Genomic DNA, 23,816 nt, shown 5'->3' with positions numbered 1-23,816 from the left:
TTACGCCAGGAACCTGTCAAGTTATGTCCGTCAGCAAACCCGAAATCGTCATCACCTACTGCACCCAGTGCCAATGGCTGCTTCGCGCCGCATGGCTGGCCCAGGAGCTGCTGAGCACCTTTGCCGATGACCTGGGCAAAGTGTCGCTGGCGCCCGCCACGGGAGGGGCGTTTCGCATCACCTGCGACGGCGTGCAGATCTGGGAGCGCAAGGCCGATGGCGGCTTCCCGGAGGCCAAGGTACTCAAGCAGCGTGTGCGCGACCAGATCGACCCGCAGCGTGACCTGGGGCACAACGATCGTACGCAGTAAAGGTCACCGTCCTGGCAGGATAGTGACCCACTGCCGCGTGCCTACTTGGCAGCCATCTGGTTCTTGATGAAGCCCACGATCCACGCCAGCACCAGGCCACCGATGCCGCCGCCGACAATATTGCTGCCGACCGCCGCCACATCCAGTGCTTCGCCACCGGAGGTGCCCGTCAGTACGGAGGCCAACTGGCCCAGCATCAGGCCGCCGACCCCGCCAAGAAAGGTATTGAGCCCGGTGCCCAGGCTCTGTTTGGTCATGCCGGCCAGATTACCGCCGACGGCACCGCTGATGATCTGAATCAGCAAGCTGATGAGTGTTTCCATGATGCAGCTCCTGCATAGCGTTAATGGCGTGACCACTCGCTTGCAGCAACTTCAAAGGGCATGGCTGTCGTCGAGGAGTCTTTATCCGTTGAACGACGACAGACTGTTGCGGATGGGCAAAGTATAGATCAGGCCGTCGCTGCCGGCTGTTTGGCCTGGCTGGCACTGCCCATCAGGCCGGAGAGGACGATGGCGACAATGATCAGCGCGCCGCCCAGCAGCATGCGCAAGGTCGGGGTTTCGGCGAACAGCAGCCACGCCACCGTGATGCCATAGACCGGTTCCATGGCGAACACCACCGAGGCGGTGCGCGCCTTGATCACCGCGAGGCTGGCGACAAACAGGCTGTGGGCCAACCCGGTACAGAACACCCCAAGCAGCCCGATCCACAGCCAGTCCATGGCCCGCACATCCGCCAGCCCTGGTGCCGCCACGGGCAACAGGCACACGGCGACCACCACGTTCTGGCACAGCGCCGCCTGTACCGCCGGAATCCGTCCGGAGCTGGCGCGGTTGTTCAGCGACAGCAAGGAAAACAGCAGCCCCGAGACAATCCCCCACAGCAGGCCGCCCGTGGCTTCGCTGGCGAGGTTGAAGTCTGGCGTGACCAGCACCAGGCCGACGGTCACCAGCGCGACCAGCAGCACTTCATTGGCGCGTATCCGCTCGCGGAAGATCAAGCCCTCGAGGATCACAGTGAACGCCGGGAATGCGGTAAACCCCAGGGTTGCCACCGCGACGCCAGCAACCTTGACCGCCATGAAGAACGTCACCCAATGTGCGGCCAGCAACACGCCACTGACCAGCAGCCGGCGCCAGTCGCGCATTTGCAACGTCTTCCAGGGGGCGTTGCTGGCGAAGCGCGCGAAGACCGCCAGGGCCAACACCGCAAACGCGGCGCGGCCGAACACGATGATGGCCGGCGAGGCGGCCGCCAGCTTGCCGAATACGCCGGTGAGGCCAAACATCAGTGCGCCGATATGCAGGGCGCCGAGGGCTGAACGGGGAGTCATTGCGATCCTTGAACCAACGGGGTGACAGGATCGCAGTCTAGAGGGTGGACGGTGTGGGTGTCTGTCGTGCGGCTCGCGATTTTTAGCGCAGGACTCGCGTGTGCACCAAACGCCGCAAGGCGCCGGGGGAGGCGCCGAACTCACGCAACATTGCCGCGGCAAACGCACTCTGCGAGGCATAGCCGACGCGTGCGGCGATCTCGCCGATGGGCAGCGGGGTGTCGCGCAGCAGGCCCAGTGCCCTGTGCAGGCGACGGCTGCGGATATAGTCCATGGGCGTCTGCCCGCACTCGGCCATGAATCGCGCATGCAGGCGCGCCACCGAGAGGTCGGCGATGCGCGCCAGGTCAGCGACCTGCAGGGGATGGGCGGCGTGCCGCTCGATATGGGCATTGAACGCGGCGTAGGGCAGGCGCCGGCCCGGCGTGAGGGGCGCCTGCGGATGATTGAGGCTGGCGAGTAACAACACCGCGCCTTGCTGGGCGATCAGCGGGTCACTCACCGGGCTGTGCGCCAGCCATTGCACCAACTGGTGTTGCCGGGTATCCAGGCTCAGGCGGGCCGGTTGATCGAGCAGGCGGCGGCTGGCATCGGCATGCTCGCCCAACGATTGCAGCACCCAGTGTTCGGTGGGCACGTCGAGCACCAGGCAGCGGCTGCCATCGCGGCTGCCGCAGGCGTGATGCGCAGAGAAGGGCAGCACCATCACACTGCTCTCATGCACCTGGCTGCCACGGCCATCGACTTCCAGGTCCAAATGGCCGGACAGGCCGAACACCAGCTGCGCGTGGTCATGGCTGTGGGCAATGGGCGCTTCGAGGTAGTGGCGGAGCGTGAGGGACGGTTGCATCGCGGTCTCCTGGGCAGCAGGGCGCCAGTCTACAACGCTTCGCCCTCGGTGGGCGCTGTCATCAGACTGACGCACAGCTGTCATGGGCTATTCACCGCCTGGGCGCAAGCTCGCAAAAACAGCGTCGAGGGATGCCCATGACCAGTGCCGAGTTCACCCCGCCCAGCCGTAAGCAGCGCGTGCGTACCCTGTGGATTTCCGATGTGCACCTGGGCACCCGGGATTGCCAGGCCGAACACCTGTCGCAGTTTCTCAAGGGGTACCATGCCGACAAGGTCTACCTGGTCGGCGATATCATCGACGGCTGGAAGCTGCGTGGCGGCATGTATTGGCCCCAGGCCCACACCAACGTGATCCGCCGCTTGCTGACCATGGCCAAGCGCGGCACCGAGGTGATCTACGTCACCGGCAACCACGATGAGTTCCTGCGTCGCTATTCCACGCTGATCCTGGGCAACATCCAACTGGTGGACGAGGCCGTGCATGTCACCGCCGATGGCCGGCACTTGCTGGTGATCCATGGCGACCAGTTCGATGTGATCACCCGCTATCACCGTTGGCTGGCGTTCCTCGGCGACTCGGCCTACGAGTTCACGCTGACGTTGAACCGTTGGCTCAATCATTGGCGCGCGCGGTATGGCTACGGCTACTGGTCGCTGTCAGCGTACCTGAAGCACAAGGTGAAAACCGCCGTGAGCTTTATCAGCGACTTTGAAGAAGCCATCGCCCATGAAGTGACCAAGCGTGAACTGCACGGCGTGGTGTGCGGGCATATCCATCACGCGGAAATTCGCAAGGTGGGTGAGGTCGATTACCTCAACTGCGGGGATTGGGTGGAGTCGTGCACGGCGTTGATCGAACACTGGGATGGGCATATCGAGTTGTATCGGTTGGCCGATGCGCAGGCCAAAGAGGCACAGCTCAAGGCCGAGATGATCACCAACTGAAGGCCAACCACAGTCCAGATGTGGGAGCGAGCTTGCTCGCGAAAAACGTCAACGATAACGCGTGCAGCCTGAATAGGCGCGGTGCTTATGAGTTCTTCGCGAGCAAGCTCGCTCCTACAATTGGTTTTGTGTTTCTTCAGTTGGAGACGTCGGCAATGGCTTCGGCCAGGAGCGTCAGGCGTGTCGCGTCAATACCCGCCACGTTAGCCCGCCCCGAACTGACCATATACACGCTGTGCTTCTCGCGCAGTTGCTTCACCTGCTCGGCACTCAAACCGGTGTAGGAAAACATCCCGCGTTGTGCGCCGATGTGCGCGAACCGCTCCGACAAACCGTGAGGCGCCAACGCCTCCACCAGTCCGCAACGCAACTGCGCGATGCGTGAACGCATGGCTTCGACTTCGCCGCTCCACAGCGTCTTCAGCTCGGCATCGCCGAGGATGGTCGCGACCACCGCCGCCCCATGATCCGGTGGGGTCGACCACAGGTTACGGGCGATGTTCGCTAACTGGCTGCGCACGTCGGTCAGCTTCTCGGCATCCGCCGCACACACAATCAACGCGCCGACACGGTCACTGTACAGGCCGAAGTTCTTCGAACAGGAACTGGTGACCAGCACCTCTGGCAACTCGGTCGCCATTAGCCGTACCGCCCAGGCGTCCTGTTCCAGGCCGTCGCCGAAGCCCTGGTAGGCAAAGTCGATCAACGGCAGCAACCGGCGCTCGCGCACGATCTCCAGCACCTGGCGCCAGTCCGCCTGGGACAGGTCGAAGCCGGTCGGGTTATGGCAGCAGGCGTGCAGCAACACCACATCGCCCTCGGGCACGGTGGACAGGGTGGCGAGCATTGCCGCCACATCCAGCCGGTTGTCCGCCCCCACGTAAGGGTAATGGCTGACCTTGAGCCCGGCCTTGGCGAAGATGGTTTCGTGGATCGGCCAGGTCGGGTTGCTCAGCCATACGCCACGGCCGGGCAGGCTGTGGGCGATAAAGTCGGCGCTCAGGCGCAGGGCGCCGGTGCCGCCTGGGGTCTGGGTGGCGCCGGCACGGCCTTCGCGCAGCAGCGCCGAGTCGGTGCCCAGTACCAGCTCACTGATCAATGTGCCAAAGGCCGCATTGCCGTGGCCGCCGATATAGGTCTTGGTGGTCTGGGTGTCGACCAGGCGCTGTTCCGCGCGTTTCACCGAATGGGGAATCGGCGTCAGGCCCTGGTCGTCCTTGTACACGCCCACGCCGAGGTCGAACTTGTTCGGGTTGGAGTCTTGGGCGTACAGGTCCATCAGCCCGAGAATCGGGTCGCCGGGCACGCGACCAATGGCATCGAAATGCATTACTTGCGGCCCTCGGCGTTCTTGGCCACTTCGTCGGTACGCGCGGCCATGATGAAGTCGTTGCGGTGCAGGCCCTTGATGGAGTGGCTCCACCAGGTCACGGTGACTTTGCCCCATTCGGTGAGCAGGCCTGGGTGATGGCCTTCGGCTTCGGAGATTTCACCCATGGCGTTGGTAAAGGCCAGGGCGAACTTGAAGTTCTTGAACAGGAAGACCTTTTCCAGTTGCATCACGCCATCGCGTACTTCGATATTCCAGTCGGGAATCTGCTTGAGCAGCACCGGCAGTTCTTCATCGCTGACCTGTGGGGCATCGGCGCGGCAGGCTTCGCAGTGGGCTTGGTTCAAGGTAGTCATGGGGGTGTCCTGAATTCGAGTGTCTGGAAACGGTCGTCAGTGGCGTTACCCTAAAGCAACGCGGGGCCAGGGAACAGACTCACCTGGCCGCAAAACCTGAGGTTCACGCTGCTTTGGGTTTTGGCGGAAATTTCGGGGCGTGCAAGCCTAACTGCATACCGCGCTCAACCATGCCCATGATGTCTTCCTGCGCGACTTCGAACAGGCGCTTGAGGTTGGGCAGGACAAAGTACAGCGGTTGCAGGATATCAATACGATACGGCGTGCGCATTGCCTCCAGTGGGTCGAAGGCTTGGTGCTCAGGCTCGGACGACAGGCTGTACACCGTCTCTTTGGGCGACGACAGAATGCCACCACCGTAGATGCGCCGACCTTCAGGGGTATCCACCAGGCCGAACTCGATGGTCATCCAGTAGAGGCGCGCGAGGTACACCCGTTGCTCCTTGGTGGCTGCCAGGCCGAGCTTGCCGTAGGTGTGGGTGAATTCGGCGAACCAGGGGTTGGTCAGCAGCGGGCAGTGACCAAAGATCTCATGGAAAATATCCGGCTCTTGCAGGTAGTCCAGTTCTTCGCGGGTGCGAATAAAGGTCGCCACGGGAAACTGCTTGTTGGCGAGCAATTCGAAAAAGGTCTGGAAGGGGATCAGCGCCGGCACCCGGGCAACTTGCCAGCCCGTGGTGTCGGCCAGCACCTGGTTGATTTCGCTCAACTGTGGAATGCGGTCCAGGGGCAGGCCGAGCTTGTCGATGCCGTCCAGGTATTCCTGGCAGGCGCGACCCTCGATCACTTTCAATTGACGGGTGATCAGAGTGTTCCACACCGCGTGTTCTTCCGGCGGGTAGTGGATAAAACCTTGCGCATCGGGCTCGCGGGCCACGTAGTGCGTCTGCTTCATACGGCTCTCCTGCTAGGCATTCGTTCTTGTTATGTCCTGCGATGACCCTATTGATACCCCGACTGGGGCGCGATTCCACCTGCCGCTCAGGTGTGTTCGTAGGAAAAATTACCGTTTTTCGTAAAGTTTTCGTTACGACCCTGGGTATTCTGGCGTCACCACGCTGTGAAAAGCGCGGCGACTGTCACATAATCTTGACGACTATCTGCGCCCAGCGACAAAAAGACGCAGCGCCTACCGACCTTTCGAGCCTTTCCATGCGTATCAAAGTGCATTGCCAGAACCGCATCGGCATCCTGCGGGACATCCTCAACCTGCTGGTGGAGTACGGCGTCAACGTCGCCAAGGGCGAGGTCGGTGGCGAGCACGGCAATGCCATCTACCTGTACTGCCCGAACCTGGTGAACATGCAGTTCCAGGCATTGCGTCCGCAGTTCGAGGCGATTGCCGGGGTGTTTGGCGTAAAGAGGGTAGGGCTGATGCCCAGCGAGCGCCGGCATATGGAGCTCAATGCGCTGCTTGGTGCCCTGGAGTTTCCGGTGTTGTCCATCGACATGGGCGGCTCCATCGTTGCCGCCAACCGTGCCGCGGCGCAGTTGCTTGGCGTGCGGGTGGACGAGGTGCCGGGGATTCCGCTGTCGCGCTATGCCGAGGATTTCGATTTGCCGGAACTGGTGCGCGCCAGCAAGTCGCGGATCAATGGCCTGCGGGTCAAGGTCAAGGGTGACGTGTTCCTGGCGGATATCGCGCCGCTGCAATCCTCCGAGCACGATGACAGCGAAGCGATGGCGGGCGCCGTGTTGACCCTGCATCGCGCCGATCGCGTCGGTGAGCGCATCTACAACGTGCGCAAGCAAGAGTTGCGTGGCTTCGACAGTATCTTCCAAAGCTCCAAGGTCATGGCTGCCGTGGTCCGCGAAGCGCGGCGCATGGCACCGCTGGATGCGCCGCTATTAATAGAAGGCGAAACCGGCACGGGTAAAGAGTTGCTGGCGCGTGCCTGTCACTTGGCCAGCCCGCGTGGGCAGTCGCCGTTGATGGCGCTCAACTGCGCCGGCCTGCCTGAATCGATGGCCGAGACCGAGCTGTTTGGCTATGGCCCAGGCGCTTTTGAAGGCGCGCGGGCCGAAGGCAAGCTCGGGCTGCTGGAACTGACAGCGGGCGGTACGCTGTTTCTCGATGGTGTCGGGGAAATGAGCGCGCGCTTGCAGGTGAAATTGCTGCGCTTTTTGCAGGACGGCTGCTTTCGGCGTGTCGGCAGCGATGAAGAGGTGTACCTGGATGTGCGGGTGATCTGCGCCACCCAGGTGGATTTGTCCGAGCTGTGCGCCCGTGGTGAATTCCGCCAGGATCTCTACCATCGCCTCAACGTGCTGTCCCTGCATATCCCACCGTTGCGTGAATGCCTTGATGGCCTGGCGCCGTTGGTGGAGCACTTTCTCGACCAGGCCAGCCGCCAGATCGGCTGCCCGCTGCCCAAGCTGGCGCCCGCCGCGATGGAGCGCCTGAGCCACTACCACTGGCCAGGTAACGTGCGGCAGTTGGAAAACGTGTTGTTCCAGGCGGTGTCGTTGTGCGACGGCGGCACGGTCAAGGCCGAGCATATCCGGCTGCCGGACTATGGCGTGCGTCAGCCGCTTGGCGATTTCTCGCTGGAGGGTGGTTTGGAGGCGATCGTCGGACGCTTCGAGAAGGCAGTGCTGGAAAGCCTGTACGCCGAGCACCCTAGCAGTCGACTGCTGGGTAAGCGCTTGGGCGTGTCTCACACCACCATCGCCAATAAATTGCGCGATTACGAAATCCTCAAGGTCGACAAATAACCCGTGTGGGAGGGGGCAACCCCTCCCACATTTAATCCGTGGCGTTGCCGTAAGCGGCATAAGTCCGCCGTTTTTTCGACTCCCACCGGGACGTCATTTATTCACGCCCGCCGCCAAACCCCCGCCCCGCCTGCACTTCTCCCGCTTTTCAAAAGTTGGTTCGCAAATTGCTTAAGCCTCATCAGTACAGCGGTGGGCGGCAAGCGTCCGTCAGAAAGAGGATAGAGCGTGGACAAGTACCTTTATGTGGCAATGACCGGCGCCAGCCAGAATGCTCTGGCGCAGAAGGCCCATGCCAACAATCTGGCGAACATTTCCACCAACGGCTTCCAGCGTGACCTGGAGCAGGCCCGTTCGATGCCGGTGTTCGGTGACAGCTTTCCGGCGCGGGCCTTTGCCATGACCGAGCGGCCAGCCACCGACTTCTCGCCGGGCGCCATGATCGAAACCGGTCGTGACCTGGATGTGGCGGTCAGCGGTGACGGCTGGATGGCGGTGCAAACGCCTGACGGTGGCGAAGCCTACGTGCGCAGCGCCAGCATGAATGTGGATGCGCTGGGCGTGCTGCGGGCCGGCAACGGTATGCCGATCATGGGCAACGGTGGCCCGATTGCCGTGCCGCCCCAGCAGAAAATCGAAGTGGGCGCCGACGGCACCGTCAGCATCCGCGCCATGGGCGAAGGCCCACGGGTGATGGCGGAAGTGGACCGCATCAAGCTGGTCCAGCCGGACCTCAAGAACATGACCAAAGGCCTTGACGGCACCATCCACACCAAGGATGGCCAGCCGGCCCAGGCCGATGCGAGCGTCAAGCTGACCTCGGGCTTCCTGCAAGCGAGCAACGTCAACGCGGTGGAAGAAATGACCGCGGTGCTGGCGCTTTCCAAGCAATTCGAGCTGCACATCAAGATGATGAACAGCGCCAAAGAAGACGACCAGGCCATGACCCGCGTTCTGGCGATGAGCTGATAGCGGCATCACCCACACTAATTTTGCAGCACAGCGCCAACAAACAGGCGCACGAAGGAGAACAGCATGCTTCCGGCTCTATGGGTTGCCAAAACAGGCCTGTCCGCCCAGGACACCAACCTGACCACCATTTCCAACAACCTGGCAAACGTGTCGACCACGGGCTTCAAGCGTGATCGCGCCGAGTTCCAGGACCTGCTCTACCAGATCAAGAAGCAGCCTGGCGCCCAGTCGACCCAGGACAGCGAACTGCCGTCGGGCCTGCAACTGGGTACCGGTGTGCAGATCGTCGGCACCCAAAAGAACTTCAGCGCCGGTAACTTGCAGCAAACCGGCCAGCCGCTGGACATGGCGATCAACGGCAAAGGGTTTTTCCAGATCCTGCAGCCGGACGGCACCACCACCTACACCCGAGACGGCACGTTCCACCTGGACGCCAATGGCCAGGTCGTCACCGCCAACGGTTTTGCCCTGGAACCGGCGATTGTCGTGCCCGCCAACGCCCAAACGTTCACCGTCGGTAACGACGGCACCGTGTCCATTACGGTGGCGGGTAACCCGGCGTCGCAAGTGATCGGCAACCTGCAAACCGCCGACTTTATCAACCCGGCCGGCCTGCAAGCCATTGGTAACAACCTGTTCCTGGAAACCGCCTCCAGCGGCGCGCCGCAAATCGGCACCCCTGGCCTGAACGGTTTCGGCACCACGCTGCAAAGCACCCTGGAAACCTCCAACGTCAGCACGGTTGAAGAGATGGTCAACATGATCACCACTCAGCGCGCCTACGAGATGAACTCCAAGGTGATTTCCACCGCTGACCAGATGCTTTCGTTCGTTACGCAGAATCTGTAATCAAGTCTATGGGGCGCTCCTGAGAGCGCCTGCAACACCGTGAGGTTAGGGTCATGAATCGCTATGTTTCCGTTCTGGCATTGAGTGGGATTGCCGTGCTCGCGGGCTGTGTCGCCCCGACGCCAAAACCCAATGACCCGTACTACGCGCCGGTGTTGCCACGCACGCCGCTGCCGGCTGCGGCCAATAATGGCTCGATCTACCAGGCCGGTTTCGAACAGAACCTGTACAGCGACCGCAAGGCGTTCCGGGTCGGTGACATCATCACCATCACCCTCAACGAGAAGACCACGGCCAGCAAGAATGCCAACTCGCAGGTGGGCAAGACCAGCAAGACCGGCATTGGCCTGACTTCGTTGTTTGGTGCTGTACCGAACACCAATAACCCCCTGGGCAGCGGTGACTTGAGCCTGAGCGCAGGCTACAGCGGTGACCGCGCCACCAACGGCAAGAGTTCGGCGGGGCAGGGCAACAGCCTGACCGGTTCGATCACCGTGACCGTGGCCGATGTATTGCCCAACGGCATCATCGCCGTACGCGGTGAAAAGTGGATGACCCTCAACACCGGCGACGAGCTGGTGCGCATTGCTGGCATGGTTCGCGCCGATGATATTTCCACCGACAACACCGTGCCGTCGACACGGATTGCCGATGCGCGCATTACCTACTCGGGTACGGGTTCGTTTGCTGATGCGAGTCAGCCGGGCTGGTTCGACCGTTTCTTCCTTAGCCCGCTGTTCCCTTTCTAGGTGGCCACTTTGAACGTCAAACAGCTGATGGCAGCGGCACTGTTGTTATGCCTGAGCGCAGTCGCCCAGGCCGAGCGCCTGAAAGACATCGCCAGCATTTCCGGCGTGCGTTCCAACCAGTTGATCGGCTACGGCCTGGTGGTGGGGCTCAATGGTACGGGTGACCAGACCACCCAGACCCCATTCACCCTGCAGACCTTCAACAACATGCTCTCGCAGTTCGGCATCAAGGTGCCGGCGGGGTCGGGCAACGTGCAGTTGAAAAACGTCGCGGCGGTGTCGATCAGCGCCGACTTGCCAGCCTTCTCCAAGCCGGGCCAGGTGGTGGACATCACCGTGTCGTCCATCGGTAACTCGAAAAGCCTGCGGGGCGGCACCTTGCTGATGACCCCCCTCAAGGGTATCGACGGCAACGTCTACGCCATCGCCCAGGGCAACCTGGTGGTTGGCGGTTTCGACGCCGAGGGGCGTGATGGTTCGAAGATTACGGTGAACGTGCCATCGGCCGGTCGCATCCCCGGCGGCGCCACGGTTGAGCGCACCGTGCCCAGTGGTTTCAACCAGGGCAACAGCCTGACCTTGAACCTCAACCGTTCCGACTTCACCACCGCCAAGCGCGTGGTCGACAAGATCAACGACATGCTTGGCCCTGGCGTCGCCCAGGCGATCGATGGTGGTTCGATTCGTGTCACTGCGCCGCTCGATCCGAGCCAGCGCGTCGACTACCTGTCGATCCTGGAAAACCTTGAGGTCGACCCCGGCCAGGCCGTGGCCAAGGTCATCATCAACTCGCGCACCGGTACCATTGTGATCGGCCAGAACGTCAAGGTCTCGCCAGCGGCCGTGACCCACGGCAGCCTGACGGTGACCATCACCGAAGACCCGATCGTCAGCCAGCCTGGGCCGCTGTCCAACGGCCAGACCGCCGTGGTGCCGCGCTCCCGTGTCAACGCTCAGCAAGAAGCCAAGCCGATGTTCAAGTTCGGCCCTGGTACGACCCTGGATGAGATTGTCCGCGCGGTGAACCAGGTGGGCGCAGCGCCCGGCGACTTGATGGCGATCCTCGAAGCTTTGAAACAGGCCGGCGCCTTGCAAGCCGACCTGATCGTGATCTGAGGCCATGGCCATGGATATGCGCAAAAGCGGGCTGACCAGCACGGCGGACTCGGGCTCTTACTCCGACCTGAACCGGCTTAACCAGCTCAAGGTCGGTGCTGACAAGAACAGCGAAGGCAACATGCGCAAGGTGGCGCAGGAGTTCGAGTCGTTGTTCTTGAGCGAGATGCTCAAGTCCATGCGCTCGGCCACCGAGGCCCTGGGCAAGGACAACCCGCTGAACACTCCGGCGGCCAAGCAATACCAGGAGATGTACGACCAGCAGTTGGCGGTCTCCATGTCCCGCGAAGGTGGCGGTATCGGCCTGGCCGACGTGCTGATGCGCCAGATGCAGAAGAACAAACCGGTGGACGCCCAGGCGGCCACCTTGCAGGGGCCGGCGGCGGCAGACGCGGCGAAGAAGGTCGATGTGCCGACGGAAATCGCCGCTGGCACCAAGGCCGATGGCCCGCTGGGTCGCTCCAATGGCCAGCGCCCGCTGTGGGCGTACCGCGTGGCGGTGCCCGAGGGCGCCAGCGCCCACGCCAACGATATGGCGCTGATGAACCAGCGTCGTATTGCCCTGCCAAGCAAGCTGACCGACCGCTTGCTCGCTGGCATTGTGCCGACCGCGCCGGTCGCGATCGATGCTAAAAACGCACCGCTGCGTAACAGTGCCGCCGACGACAGCGTGGTCAACAGCACTGCGCGCACGTTTGCCGTACCGAGCGGACGCATGCAGGTCTACGGTCGCGCCGTGGCCCAGCCACCGTTGGCGCCGGCGAAGAAAGCCTTCAGTTCCCAGGATGAATTCGTCGCCACCATGTTGCCGATGGCCAAGGCTGCGGCGGCGCGTATCGGCGTCGATCCAAAGTACTTGGTGGCCCAGGCCGCCCTGGAAACCGGCTGGGGCAAATCGGTGATGCGCGCCGAGGACGGCAGCAGCAGCCACAACCTGTTCGGCATCAAGGCCGGCAAGAGTTGGCAGGGCGGCCAGGCCCGCGCGATCACCAGCGAGTTTCGTGATGGGGCGATGGTCAAGGAGACGGCGCAGTTCCGTTCCTACGACTCCTACCAGGACAGCTTCCATGACCTCGTGACGTTGCTGCAAAGCAATGATCGCTATAAAGAAGTTGTGAAATCGGCCGATAACCCCGAACAGTTTGTACGCGAGTTGCAAAAAGCCGGATACGCAACCGACCCGGCCTATGCCAGCAAGATTTCGCAGATCGCCAAAACGATGGACAGTTACCAGAATTACGCTGCCGCGGGCGCGACCACTCATTTATAAGGTCTGAACCACCATGAGTTTGCTCAATATCGGGATGTCGGGGCTTAACGCCGCTCAAGGATCGTTGTCGGTCTTGAGTAACAACATCGCCAACGCCAACACCTCGGGCTATTCGCGTCAGCAGACCACCCAGAACGCGAACGCGTCGAACCCCTACGGCGGCGTATACATCGGTAGCGGCACCACCCTGGCCGATGTGCGCCGGGTATATAACGAATTCCTGGACGCGGCTTACCAGAACAGCACGGCACTCAATAACGATGCCAAGGCCTATTCGAGCCAGGCGAGCGCCATCGACAAGACCTTGTCGGACAAGACTACCGGCATGTCCTCGGTACTGGGGGCGTTCTTCTCCGCCGTGCAGACCGCCGCTTCCAACCCCAGCGACGTTTCTGCCCGACAAGTGCTGTTGACCAGCGCCCAGACCCTGAGCAACCGTTTCAACGCGATCTCCGGCCAGCTCAACCAGCAGAAAGAATCGATCAACGGCCAGTTGGGCACCATGAGCGATCAGGTCAACCAATTGACCTCGTCGATCGCCTCGCTCAACAAGCAGATCACCCAGGCCCAAGGCTCAACCACCACGGCGCCGGCCAACCTGCTGGATGCGCGTAACGAAGCGGTACGTTCGCTCAATGAGTTGGTGGGGGTCACCGCCAGCGAAAAGAACGGGATATTCAGCGTCAGTACCGGCACCGGCCAGTCCCTGGTGTTGGGCGACCAGTCCAGCACCATTTCGGCAGTGCCGAGCCAAAACGACCCGAGCCAGTACACCATCCAGCTCAATGCGGGTGGCGGAACCTCGATCGACCTGGGCAATGTGCTCAGTGGCGGTAGCATCGGTGGCCTGTTGCGTTATCGCAGTGACGCCTTGATGCCGGCCATCAATGATTTGGGGCGTATCGCCATCGCCACCGCCGATACCGTCAACAGCCAGCTCGGCCAAGGCCTGGATTTGAACGGCGACTTCGGCGTGTCCCTGTTCAAGGACGTCAACAGCGCTGTCGCCATCTCGCAGCGCAGCCAAGGCGCGGCGGGCAACAGCGCCGGTTCCGGTAACCTGAATGTCAGCATCAGCGACACCAGCAAGCTGTCGACCTACGACTATAAAGTCACCTTCAGCAGTGGCAATAACTACACGGTGACGCGTTCCGACGGCAAGGCCATGGGCGCGTTTGACACCACCACCACGCCGCCGCCGGTGATTGATGGTTTTACCCTGGCCCTGGACGGCAAAGGCCCAGTGGCCGCGGGTGACACTTTCAAGGTCAGCCCGACCGCCAACGGTGCCACCGGTATCGGTACCCAACTGACCGACGCCAATAAAATCGCATTCGCCGGGCCTTTGCTGGGCGAGGGCAGCAAGACCAACCAGGGCACTGGCACCTTTACCCCGCCGAGCCTGACGGTGCCGATCGACATCGATGGCGGCGCGGCGACCGCTCAGCTGCGTACCGGGATTGAACACTCGATGCCGGTCAAGATGGTATTCGGCAAGCCGGCCACCGACGGCACTCAGCCGTACACGCTCAACGATGCCCAGGGTAACCCGATTGGTACCGGCACCATCGTTCCAGGCCAAGGCAACAAGATTACGGTCGCCGTACCGATGCGCGATGCCAGCGGGACCTTGCTCACCCCGGCACAGAGCTTCAGTTTCGATACTACGGTCGGCGGCTCGCCTGCCGACGGTGACAGCACCTCGTTCTCGTTCAACGCCGCGGGCCGCTCGGATAACCGCAATGCCCTGGCATTGCTGGACCTGCAAACCAAGGCCTCGGTCGGCCTGGCCGATGGCAGTGGCGGTGGTGTGAGCCTGGTGACGGCCAACAGCCGCCTGGTCTCGACCGTGGGTGCCAAGGCCGCTTCGGCCATTACCGACACCACGGCAACCGGCGCATTGCTCAAGGCCAACCAGGACGCGCGCAACTCGGTGTCCCAGGTCAACCTGGATGAGGAAGCGGGCGACATGATCAAGTTCCAGCAGTACTACACGGCGTCGTCGCAGATCATCAAGGCTGCGCAAGAAACCTTCAGTACATTGATCAATAGTCTTTAAGGGAGTCTGGGACGATGCGTATTTCTACTGCTCAATATTTCGAAACCAGTTCCGCCAAGTATTCGGACAACTATTCCAGCGTGGTGAAGGCTCAAGACCAGGCCAGTTCCGGTGTGCGTGTGCAAACCGCCGGGGATGATCCGGTCGCCGCCGCGCGCTTGCTGTTGCTGCAACAGCAGAAAGACATGCTGGGCCAGTTCAACGGCAATATCACCAGCCTGAAAAACTCCCTGACCAACGAAGAAAGCGTGCTCGGCGCGATCAACGATGCCTTGCAGCGCGCCACTCAGTTGGCCCTGCGTGCCGGTGGTTCGTTGAGCGACGCCGACCGTCGCTCGGTTGCCAGTGAAGTGGGGGCGATCGAGGATCAGGTCCTGGGCTTGCTCAACAGCAAGGACTCTTCCGGCAACTACCTGTTTTCCGGTTCCAAGACCCAGACCCCGCCCTACAGCCGTAACAATGATGGCACCTACAGCTATCAGGGCGACGAAACGCCGCTGAGCCTGCAAGTGTCGAATACGTTGACGGTCAACGCTGGCGATACCGGCAAGACGGTTCTGGAGGGCGCTGCCAACTCCAGTCGCACCCAGGCCACGTGGCTTGCACCTGTGCCCCAGACGGTGCCGCCGACGGTCAATGACAACAAGGTTGCGCTGTCGGCCGGGCTGGTGACGTCGAGCTCCGACTACGCCAGTAAGTTCGCCGACGGCGAGCCGTACAAGCTGACCTTTACCAGCAGTACTCAATACAAGGTGTCCGATAAGAACGGCACTGACGTGACTTCGGAGATTGCCGGCAACGGTACCTTCGACGCCACCAAGGAAGGCAGCACCAGCGTGGCGCTGCGTGGGGTGAAGTTCGACATCACCATGAACCTCGGCGACGTTGCTCCGGGCGCCAACTCCGATGCGCTGGTCAAGGATCGTTCGTTCAGCCTGGAAGCCAAGCCGGATACCTTCAGTATCTCGCGCACGCCGAGCAACGCGTCCACGGCACAATTGAACAATGCCACCGTGTCCAGCCAGGCGGGCTATGCCAGCACGTTCCCGACCAACAGCGGGGCGCTGATCAAGTTCACCAGCGCCACCGCCTATGAGATGTATACCCAGCCCTACACCGCCAATAGCAGGCCCATTGCCACCGGTGATACCGGCGGCGGGACAACCTTGACCGCGGCCGGGGTGACCTTTGACATCAGCGGCGGGACGCCGCAAGCGGGCGATCAGTTTTCCGTGGGGGCCAATACCCAGAAAACCCAGAATGCGCTGGACACCCTTGGCCAATTGCGCAAGGCGCTGGAGCTGCCCGCCGACGGCAATCCGGCGGCGACCGTCAAGCTCAAGGACGTGTTGGATGCTTCCATCGCCAACCTGGCCAATTCAATGTCGCAGATCACCAACGTGCGGGGTTCCATCGGTGCGCGGGGCAACGCCCTGGACATCCAGTCTGACGAAAACACCAGTATCGGCCTGGCCAACACCAGCACCATGAGTGACCTGGCCAACATCGATATGGGCGAGGCGGCGATCAATCTGACGCTGCAGCAAACCATGTTGCAGGCCTCGCAATTGGCGTTCGTCAAAATCTCCCAGTTGAGCCTGTTCAACAAGATGTAAGCGGCGTCTAGCCAAGCGGCCCGCTCTGGAAACAGGGCGGGCCGTTTTCGTTTCTGGGGTTTAATTGTTTGAAGGTTTTGCACAAAGCACACACAATTGAGTGACCTGTGAGTCATAAAGCGCATCTTCACTGTATCGTGTGAAAAGGATAAGTCGTCACAGGGTCCTTGCGGGGCGGCTTTCAGCGAGATTTTTATGGGGTTATCCCCTTTATTGTCCAGCACTCCAGGCGTCGTCCGAGGGGTGTTCTCCAGCTATTTAGTATTGGGAAGCCACAATGATTGGCATAAAAAGCATCGCCAGTTACGTGCCGGCAGACGGGATCGATAACTACGCCCAGGGTGCCAAATTCGCCAAGGATGAAGAGTTCATCATTGGCAAGATCGGGTCGGCGTTTCTGCCGCGCAAGGAAGCTGCGCAGGAAACCTCCGACCTGTGTGTCGAGGCGGTCAACGCTTTGTTTGCCAACAACCCGGATTTGAAGCGCGAGTCCATCGACGCACTGATCGTCGTCACCCAGAACGGCGACGAAGAGGGTTTGCCCCACACCGCCGCCATCGTCCAGGACAAGCTGGGCCTGCCGACCCACGTGGCGGCCTTCGATATTTCCCTGGGCTGCTCGGGCTACGTCTACGGTATCTACGCAATGAAAGGCTTCATGGAAGCCACCGGCCTGAAAAACGGCCTGCTGGTCACGGCCGATCCGTACTCCAAGATTGTCGACCCGGAAGATCGCAACACCACCATGCTGTTCGGCGATGCCGCCACTGCCACGTGGATGGGCGAAGACGCGTCGTGGTTGCTGGGCAAGGCGAAGTTCGGCACCGACGGTTCCGGCGCGCCGCACCTGAAGGTCAGTGATGGCGTGTTCTTCATGAACGGCCGCCAGGTGTTCAACTTCGCATTGCTCAAGGTGCCGGCACACCTGCATGAGCTGCTCGATGAGTCGCAGCTCAAGGCCGACGACATCGATGCGTTCTGCATTCACCAGGGCAGTGCGGCGATTGTCGATGCCGTGGCGCGGCGTTTCGAGGATGCCCCGGTGGACAAGTTCATCAAGGATATGGTCGAGACCGGTAACACCGTGTCGTCGAGTATTCCATTGCTGCTGGAGAAGCACGTGATGGACGCTACCTGGAAGCGCGTGGCCATCAGCGGTTTTGGCGTGGGCCTGTCGTGGGGCTCGGCGATTCTGCATCGTCCGTGACGCGTCGGTAGACTGAGTTCGCCGCAAAAGCAAACGCCGATGATCGAAAGATCATCGGCGTTTTTTATTTGGCGCCAAAAAAACCAGAAAATCCGGTGGGAAAAGTCAGCCTAAAGCCTTGAATTACAAGGGATGGCACGAGGCCAGTAAAAAAAATAAAAAAAAGGCTCAAGCAACCGCCTACCACGACGATAACTATTACGTAGGTTCTCAGGCCACACCCGGCGGTTGCCAGGGCCGGAAGCCGCAGTATCCATCCAACGAGGATTTCGTCATGGCTTTAACAGTAAACACCAACATTGCTTCGATCACTACCCAGGGCAACCTGAACAAAGCTGGCGGCGCCCTGGCCACTTCCATGCAGCGCCTGTCTTCCGGCCTGCGTATCAACAGCGCTAAAGACGACGCTGCCGGCTTGGGTATTGCTACTCGCATGACTAGCCAAATCAATGGCCTGGGTCAAGCAGTGAAGAACGCTAACGATGGTATCTCCATCGCGCAAACCGCTGAAGGCGCAATGCAGGCTTCGACCGACATTCTGCAAAAAATGCGTACCCTGGCTCTGTCTTCGGCTACTGGCTCCCTGAGCACCGACGACCGTAAGTCGAACAACGACGAATACCAGGCTCTGACTTCGGAACTGACCCGTATCTCGCAAACCACTACTTTCGGTGGCCAGAAACTGCTGGACGGCTCTTACGGTACCAAAGCTATCCAGGTTGGCGCCAACGCTAACGAAACCATCAACGTAAGCCTGGACAACGTTGCTGCCAACAACATCGGTTCGCAGCAGATCAACAGCCTGGGCATCACCCCTGGTGCTGGTGTTGCTGGTGGCGCAATCGCTGTGACTGGTAACGGTCAGACTACCAACGTAACCGTAGCTGCCGCTGCTTCCGCTAAAACCATCGCTGCCCAACTGAATGGCGCCGTCGGTGGCCTGAGCGCTACTGCCAGCACTGAAGCTCAGTTCGTTGTCGGCGCGGGTGCTGCTGCTGCTCCGGCTTCGTTCACCATGACCGTTGGCGGCCAAGCCACCACGTTCATCGGCGTAACCGATACCGGCAGCTTGGCTGAGCAACTGAAGTCCAACTCCGCCAAACTGGGTATCAGCGTTAACTACGATGAATCCAAAGGCACTCTGTCGGTTAAATCCGACACCGGTGAAAACCTGGCCTTCAGCGCTTCGACCGCTGCCGGTACCATCACTGTTGCGACCAAAGACGGTTCCGGTGCCTACGGTACTGCCACTGCCCTGGCTGACGGCATCATCGCTACCGGTGCTGTGAACATGAACTCCTCCAAGGGTTACTCCCTGGAAGGTGCTGGTGTGACCGGTCTCTTCGGCGCCGCTACTTCGGCTGCTTCGGCCAAGGTTACGGTTTCGCAGACTGACGTGACTGACGCCACCAAGGCCCAGAACGCAGTGTCCGTAATCGACCAGGCTATCGCTACCATCTCCAGCTCCCGTTCGGGCCTGGGTGCGGTTCAGAACCGTCTGACCAGCACTGTGGATAACCTGACCAACATTCAGAAAAACACCACGTCTGCCCGTAGTACTGTTCAGGACGTCGACTTCGCTTCCGAAGCCGCTGAACTGACCAAGCAGCAAACCCTGCAGTCGGCTTCCACCGCGATCCTGTCGCAGGCTAACCAACTGCCATCCGCTGTACTGAAGCTGCTTCAGTAATTACAGCGCTGGGTAAATGACGGGAGGGCGCGTTTACGTGCCCTTTCGTCTTTTCCAATCAGAGGAGATTGGGCATGGACATGAATGTAAAACTGAACTTGTCTTATCCGCTACAGGCCCCTCAAGGCACTGTGGCACCTGTGGTTGCTGACAAAGATAAGACTAAGGTTGAGCCGGCCGCGCCAGCCACCGGTAAGTCCCAAAAGGACGATCTGGAAAAAGCGGTCACCGATATTAAAGAATTCGTACAAGCGGCCCAGCGCAATCTGGATTTTTCCATTGACGCTTCCACCCATAGGGTTGTGGTCAAGGTCATCGCCACCGACACCGGTGAAGTGATCCGCCAGATTCCCTCGGAAACGGCCTTGAAGCTGGCACAAAGCCTGTCCAGCGCCAGTCATGTGTTGTTTGACGACAAGGCTTGAGCTGGCATGAAACTTGTTGCTGTTACGGCTTGAAGTGTTGTTCGTCAAGATAACGGCAGCCACCGTAAAGGAGAAAGATGATGGCGGGTACAACGATTACTGGCGTGGGGTCGGGTTTCGACACTCAGGCGATTGTGAAGTCCCTGGTAGATGCCGAGCGAGCGCCGAAACAGGCACAGATCAACACCCAATCGCAAAAGGCAACTACCCAGCTGTCGTCGATCGGCAAGATCCAGGCTGCCCTGGACGCCTTCCGTGGTGCGCTGACCAGCATGGGCACCGACAACAGCTTCAGCGGCTTGACCGGTACCTCTTCGGACGAAAAGGTCGCCACCATGACGGCCAACCAAGGTGCGGCGAACGGCAGCTTCTCGCTGATCGTCAACCAGCTGGCCATGCCTTCGAAGCTATCGACCAAAACGTTTGCCGGTGGCCAGTCGACAGTCGTCAACGCCGGCACCACGGCGACAACGCTGACAATCACGCAGTCGGGCAAGAACTTTGATTTGAGTGTGCCGGCAGGCGCGACACTGCAACAGGTGCGTGATTCGATCAACTCCACGTTCGGCACCGCCGGCCTGAGTGCCAACATCCTCACCGACTCCACCGGTTCACGTCTTATCCTGACCTCCACCAATAGCGGGGTCGGTTCGGACCTGACGATGTCGGGCAACTCTGGGATTGATACTGGCTACACGGTAGTCAGCGCGCCTCAGAACGCCAAGTACACCATCGATGGTATTGCGGCGGAGTCCAAGTCCAACAGCATCACGGATGCGGTGAGTGGGGTAAGCATCAAGTTGCTGTCGCTGTCGCCTACGGTCACGGCCAACGATCCGAATACAACCAACCCGCTTCGTACCGCCATGACCATCTCGGTCACTACCAGCGCCACCGCGCTGAAGTCCGGGGTCAAGGGCTTTGTCGACAGCTATAACGCCCTGCTCAAGGCCATGAACGCCGAGACCAAGGTCACCAAGGACGCCGCGGGTAACTCCATCGCCGCGACCCTGACCGGCGACTCGACCATGCGCACCTTGCAGTCGGCGATCCGCAACGAGTTCAACGCGCTTTCGGGGAACGGCACCTTGAAGTCCCTGGCGCAGTTCGGTGTCACAACCGATCAGGATACCGGCGCGCTGAGCATCGATAGCAAGCAGTGGGATAAGGCGGTGCTGACCAATGCCGCTGACATCAACAGTATCTTCAGCGGCAAGACTGGCTTGCTGGCGCGCCTGACGGCCGCTACCGACGCGTATGCCAAGCCGAGCACCGGGATTCTGGCCACGCGTACCACCTCGTTGGCCGACAGCCTGAAAGACCTGACCAAGCAGCAGACCGATCTGGATGACCGTCTCACCACCATGCAGGACGCCTTGACCCGCAAGTACACCGCCATGGATACGCTGGTAGCGCAGTTGCGTCAGCAGAGCACCAGTATTCTCGGTACGCTCAATGCAATCAGTGGCTCAAAAAGCAGCAGCAGTTGATTGACTGCGCCTGAAAAAGCCCGGGTCCGTTGACCTGGGCTTTGTTCTTTGTAGAGCCGCCGGGTTAAAGTTTTTTGCGACCCGGTCGACATAATGGTTACTGCAATCCTTCCAGCTGTTGCCTGTCACGAGGTAGAAAATGAATCCCATGAGAGCCCTTCGCCAATACCAGAAGGTCAATTCCCATGCCCAGATCTCCGAAGCCAGCCCGCATCGCCTGGTGCAGATGCTGATGGAAGGCGGCCTGGACCGCATGGCGCAAGCCAAGGGGGCGCTGGCGCGTGGCGATATCGCTCAGAAGGGCCTGATGCTGGGTAAGGCCACCGACATCCTGATCGGCCTGCGTGATGGCCTGGATGCGGAAAAAAGCGACAACAAGGAATACGTCCAGCAACTGGAAGGTCTGTATGTGTACATGACCAACCGCTTGATGCAGGCCAACCTGCACAACGATGCCGAGATGATCGACGAAGTCGCTCGTCTGCTGATTACCGTAAAAGAAGGCTGGGATGCCATTGCCGCACCGCAGGGTGCCGCACAATAAGGCCATCGGCCTTGAGGAACTCGTCATGAGCCAAGCACTGCAACGCATTGATGAAACCCGCGACGCCTTGATCGACGCGCTGGCCGAACGTAACTGGGACGCCATCGGCGAACTGGATATGGGCTGTCGCAGTGTGATCGAGGAGGTGCTGAGCGAAGCGCCGGTGGACGAGGATGCGTTGCGAGAGAAACTGGAGAGCCTGCTCGCGGTTTATCAGCAGTTGCTAGAAGTGACGACCGGCGAACGCCAGGCGATTTTCGAAGAGATGTCGCAGATCAACCAAGCGAAAAAGGCGTCAAAGGTTTACCATCTGTTCGGTTGAACGGGCGCAGTTAATCCGAACGGCGCGTCATATATTTGACTGTGCCAGCATTTTTGACTTAACTAGTGCTGTTTTCAGATTTCAGACGTCTAGTAAGTAAGAAGTCTTACAAGCGTCTAGATTGCCCTCACTCTGGGGCAGAGCGTTTTACTAGGGAAGTTGCTATTGCATGTGGCGTGAAACCAAAATTCTGCTGATTGATGACGATAGCGTCCGTCGCCGCGACTTGGCGGTGATTTTGAATTTTCTTGGCGAAGAAAATCTGCCCTGCGGTAGCCACGATTGGCAGCAGGTGGTCAGCTCATTGTCATCGAGCCGTGAAGTCATTTGTGTGCTGATCGGGACGGTAAACGCTCCTGGTGCAGTTCTGGGCTTGTTAAAGACACTGTCAACCTGGGATGAGTTCCTTCCGGTGTTGCTAATGGGCGATATTTCTTCTGTCGACCTGCCGGAAGACCAGCGCCGCCGTGTACTTTCCACCCTGGAAATGCCGCCCAGCTATAGCAAATTGCTCGATTCCCTGCACCGCGCCCAGGTCTATCGCGAGATGTACGACCAGGCCCGCGAACGCGGTCGCCACCGTGAGCCCAACCTGTTCCGCAGCCTCGTCGGCACCAGCCGTGCGATCCAGCACGTGCGCCAGATGATGCAGCAAGTGGCCGATACCGACGCCAGCGTGCTGATCCTCGGCGAGTCCGGCACCGGCAAGGAAGTGGTCGCGCGCAACCTGCACTATCACTCCAAGCGCCGCGACGGGCCCTTTGTGCCGGTCAACTGCGGGGCAATTCCTGCAGAGCTGCTCGAAAGCGAACTGTTCGGCCATGAGAAGGGCGCCTTTACCGGAGCCATCACCAGCCGTGCCGGGCGTTTCGAACTGGCCAACGGCGGCACCCTGTTCCTTGACGAAATCGGCGACATGCCACTGCCGATGCAGGTCAAGCTGCTGCGCGTGCTGCAAGAACGCACCTTCGAGCGCGTTGGCAGCAACAAGACCCAGAGCGTGGACGTGCGCATCATCGCGGCCACCCACAAGAACCTCGAAAGCATGATCGAGGTCGGCAGCTTCCGCGAAGACTTGTACTACCGCCTCAACGTCTTCCCGATCGAGATGGCCCCGTTGCGTGAGCGCGTGGAAGACATCCCGTTGCTGATGAACGAGCTGATCTCGCGCATGGAGCACGAAAAGCGCGGCTCGATTCGCTTCAACTCCGCCGCGATCATGTCGCTGTGCCGCCACGGCTGGCCGGGCAACGTCCGCGAACTGGCCAACCTGGTGGAGCGCATGGCGATCATGCACCCCTACGGTGTGATCGGCGTGGTCGAGCTGCCGAAAAAATTCCGTTACGTCGACGATGAAGACGAGCAGTTGGTGGACAGCCTGCGCAGTGACCTGGAAGAACGGGTCGCCATCAACGGGCATACCCCGGACTTCGGTGCTACCGCCATGTTGCCGCCGGAAGGCCTGGACCTGAAGGACTACCTGGGCAACCTGGAACAAGGGTTGATCCAGCAGGCCCTCGACGACGCCAACGGCATCGTCGCCCGTGCCGCCGAGCGCCTGCGCATCCGCCGAACCACCCTGGTGGAGAAGATGCGCAAGTACGGTATGAGTCGTCGAGAAGGTGATGAACAGGCAGATGATTGACGCCTGTTTTTCAAGCC

General features: G+C 60.6%; 23 protein-coding genes. 17 read left to right on the top strand and 6 right to left on the bottom strand.

Going from position 1 to position 23,816, the window contains the following annotated elements; translation table 11 throughout:
- Positions 1-23: 23 nt before the first annotated feature.
- Positions 24-311, top strand: coding sequence for a SelT/SelW/SelH family protein (locus QU606_RS26640; protein WP_024076741.1), 288 nt, complete (start codon positions 24-26; stop codon positions 309-311).
- Positions 312-352: 41 nt separating this feature from the next.
- Here the strand turns inward: QU606_RS26640 and QU606_RS26635 are convergent, their stop codons facing one another.
- The 3 genes from QU606_RS26635 to QU606_RS26625 all read right to left on the bottom strand — a co-directional run bounded on the left by QU606_RS26635 (position 353) and on the right by QU606_RS26625 (position 2,497).
- Positions 353-634 carry a hypothetical protein gene (locus QU606_RS26635; protein ID WP_304997812.1) on the bottom strand — a complete coding sequence of 94 codons (282 nt, stop codon included), beginning with the start codon at positions 632-634 and terminating at the stop codon, positions 353-355.
- Between the two features lie 128 nt (positions 635-762).
- Complete coding sequence (locus tag QU606_RS26630; RefSeq protein ID WP_024076738.1) at positions 763-1,647, bottom strand: DMT family transporter; 885 nt, start codon at positions 1,645-1,647, stop codon at positions 763-765.
- An 82-nt stretch (positions 1,648-1,729) separates the two neighbouring features.
- Entirely contained in the window at positions 1,730-2,497 is a 768-nt protein-coding gene (locus QU606_RS26625; RefSeq protein WP_304997811.1) for an AraC family transcriptional regulator, read from the bottom strand.
- A 137-nt stretch (positions 2,498-2,634) separates the two neighbouring features.
- On the opposite strand from QU606_RS26625, the gene QU606_RS26620 reads away from it, so the two are divergent.
- On the top strand, positions 2,635-3,444 hold the full coding sequence (locus QU606_RS26620; protein WP_024076736.1) for a UDP-2,3-diacylglucosamine diphosphatase: 810 nt from the start codon (positions 2,635-2,637) through the stop codon (positions 3,442-3,444).
- Between the two features lie 136 nt (positions 3,445-3,580).
- On the opposite strand, the gene QU606_RS26615 is transcribed toward QU606_RS26620, so the two are convergent.
- The 3 genes from QU606_RS26615 to phhA all read right to left on the bottom strand — a co-directional run bounded on the left by QU606_RS26615 (position 3,581) and on the right by phhA (position 6,025).
- A complete protein-coding gene (locus tag QU606_RS26615) occupies positions 3,581-4,774 on the bottom strand; it encodes an amino acid aminotransferase (RefSeq protein WP_024076735.1) in 1,194 nt (397 codons plus the stop codon).
- Positions 4,774-5,130 (bottom strand): 4a-hydroxytetrahydrobiopterin dehydratase, encoded by a 357-nt coding sequence (locus QU606_RS26610; RefSeq protein ID WP_024076734.1) that lies wholly within the window; start codon positions 5,128-5,130, stop codon positions 4,774-4,776. Before QU606_RS26610 ends, QU606_RS26615 begins: the two co-directional genes overlap by 1 nt.
- A gap of 103 nt (positions 5,131-5,233) precedes the next feature.
- Positions 5,234-6,025, bottom strand: coding sequence for a phenylalanine 4-monooxygenase (gene phhA / locus QU606_RS26605; protein ID WP_024076733.1), 792 nt, complete (start codon positions 6,023-6,025; stop codon positions 5,234-5,236).
- A 257-nt stretch (positions 6,026-6,282) separates the two neighbouring features.
- On the opposite strand from phhA, the gene QU606_RS26600 reads away from it, so the two are divergent.
- The 15 genes from QU606_RS26600 (at position 6,283) to QU606_RS26530 (ending at position 23,799) form a co-directional block, all read left to right on the top strand.
- Positions 6,283-7,845 (top strand): sigma-54-dependent transcriptional regulator, encoded by a 1,563-nt coding sequence (locus QU606_RS26600; protein ID WP_069076747.1) that lies wholly within the window; start codon positions 6,283-6,285, stop codon positions 7,843-7,845.
- A 228-nt stretch (positions 7,846-8,073) separates the two neighbouring features.
- Positions 8,074-8,814: a flagellar basal body rod protein FlgF gene (locus QU606_RS26595; RefSeq protein ID WP_024076731.1), complete on the top strand. Its 741-nt coding sequence runs from the start codon at positions 8,074-8,076 to the stop codon at positions 8,812-8,814.
- Positions 8,815-8,880: 66 nt separating this feature from the next.
- Entirely contained in the window at positions 8,881-9,666 is a 786-nt protein-coding gene (gene flgG / locus QU606_RS26590) for a flagellar basal-body rod protein FlgG (RefSeq protein ID WP_024076730.1), read from the top strand.
- A gap of 53 nt (positions 9,667-9,719) precedes the next feature.
- Positions 9,720-10,415 (top strand): flagellar basal body L-ring protein FlgH, encoded by a 696-nt coding sequence (gene flgH, locus QU606_RS26585; RefSeq protein WP_024076729.1) that lies wholly within the window; start codon positions 9,720-9,722, stop codon positions 10,413-10,415.
- Positions 10,416-10,442: 27 nt separating this feature from the next.
- The gene (locus tag QU606_RS26580) at positions 10,443-11,531 is read left to right on the top strand and encodes a flagellar basal body P-ring protein FlgI (protein WP_162163609.1); all 1,089 of its coding nucleotides are present in this window, start codon (positions 10,443-10,445) and stop codon (positions 11,529-11,531) included.
- A gap of 4 nt (positions 11,532-11,535) precedes the next feature.
- Positions 11,536-12,801, top strand: a complete 1,266-nt coding sequence (gene flgJ / locus QU606_RS26575; RefSeq protein WP_024076727.1) for a flagellar assembly peptidoglycan hydrolase FlgJ — start codon at positions 11,536-11,538, stop codon at positions 12,799-12,801.
- Between the two features lie 13 nt (positions 12,802-12,814).
- Complete coding sequence (gene flgK / locus QU606_RS26570; protein WP_024076726.1) at positions 12,815-14,860, top strand: flagellar hook-associated protein FlgK; 2,046 nt, start codon at positions 12,815-12,817, stop codon at positions 14,858-14,860.
- A 14-nt stretch (positions 14,861-14,874) separates the two neighbouring features.
- A complete protein-coding gene (locus QU606_RS26565; protein ID WP_024076725.1) occupies positions 14,875-16,476 on the top strand; it encodes a flagellar hook-associated protein 3 in 1,602 nt (533 codons plus the stop codon).
- A gap of 277 nt (positions 16,477-16,753) precedes the next feature.
- Positions 16,754-17,683 carry a ketoacyl-ACP synthase III gene (locus QU606_RS26560; RefSeq protein ID WP_024076724.1) on the top strand — a complete coding sequence of 310 codons (930 nt, stop codon included), beginning with the start codon at positions 16,754-16,756 and terminating at the stop codon, positions 17,681-17,683.
- A gap of 274 nt (positions 17,684-17,957) precedes the next feature.
- Entirely contained in the window at positions 17,958-19,373 is a 1,416-nt protein-coding gene (locus tag QU606_RS26555) for a flagellin (RefSeq protein ID WP_024076723.1), read from the top strand.
- A gap of 74 nt (positions 19,374-19,447) precedes the next feature.
- Positions 19,448-19,798, top strand: coding sequence for a flagellar protein FlaG (locus tag QU606_RS26550; protein ID WP_024076722.1), 351 nt, complete (start codon positions 19,448-19,450; stop codon positions 19,796-19,798).
- Positions 19,799-19,878: 80 nt separating this feature from the next.
- On the top strand, positions 19,879-21,288 hold the full coding sequence (gene fliD, locus QU606_RS26545) for a flagellar filament capping protein FliD (protein WP_304997810.1): 1,410 nt from the start codon (positions 19,879-19,881) through the stop codon (positions 21,286-21,288).
- A 139-nt stretch (positions 21,289-21,427) separates the two neighbouring features.
- Positions 21,428-21,832, top strand: a complete 405-nt coding sequence (gene fliS / locus QU606_RS26540) for a flagellar export chaperone FliS (RefSeq protein WP_024076720.1) — start codon at positions 21,428-21,430, stop codon at positions 21,830-21,832.
- A 25-nt stretch (positions 21,833-21,857) separates the two neighbouring features.
- A complete protein-coding gene (gene fliT / locus QU606_RS26535) occupies positions 21,858-22,154 on the top strand; it encodes a flagellar protein FliT (protein WP_024076719.1) in 297 nt (98 codons plus the stop codon).
- Between the two features lie 169 nt (positions 22,155-22,323).
- Positions 22,324-23,799: a sigma-54 dependent transcriptional regulator gene (locus QU606_RS26530; RefSeq protein ID WP_024076718.1), complete on the top strand. Its 1,476-nt coding sequence runs from the start codon at positions 22,324-22,326 to the stop codon at positions 23,797-23,799.
- Positions 23,800-23,816 lie beyond the last annotated feature (17 nt).

Source organism: Pseudomonas sp. OVF7 (assembly GCF_030644265.1).
In the GTDB taxonomy this organism is placed as follows: Bacteria; Pseudomonadota; Gammaproteobacteria; order Pseudomonadales; family Pseudomonadaceae; genus Aquipseudomonas; species Aquipseudomonas gorinensis.
The sequence above is the reverse complement of the archived record's forward strand: the minus strand, read 5'-3'. Positions and strand labels throughout refer to the sequence as shown.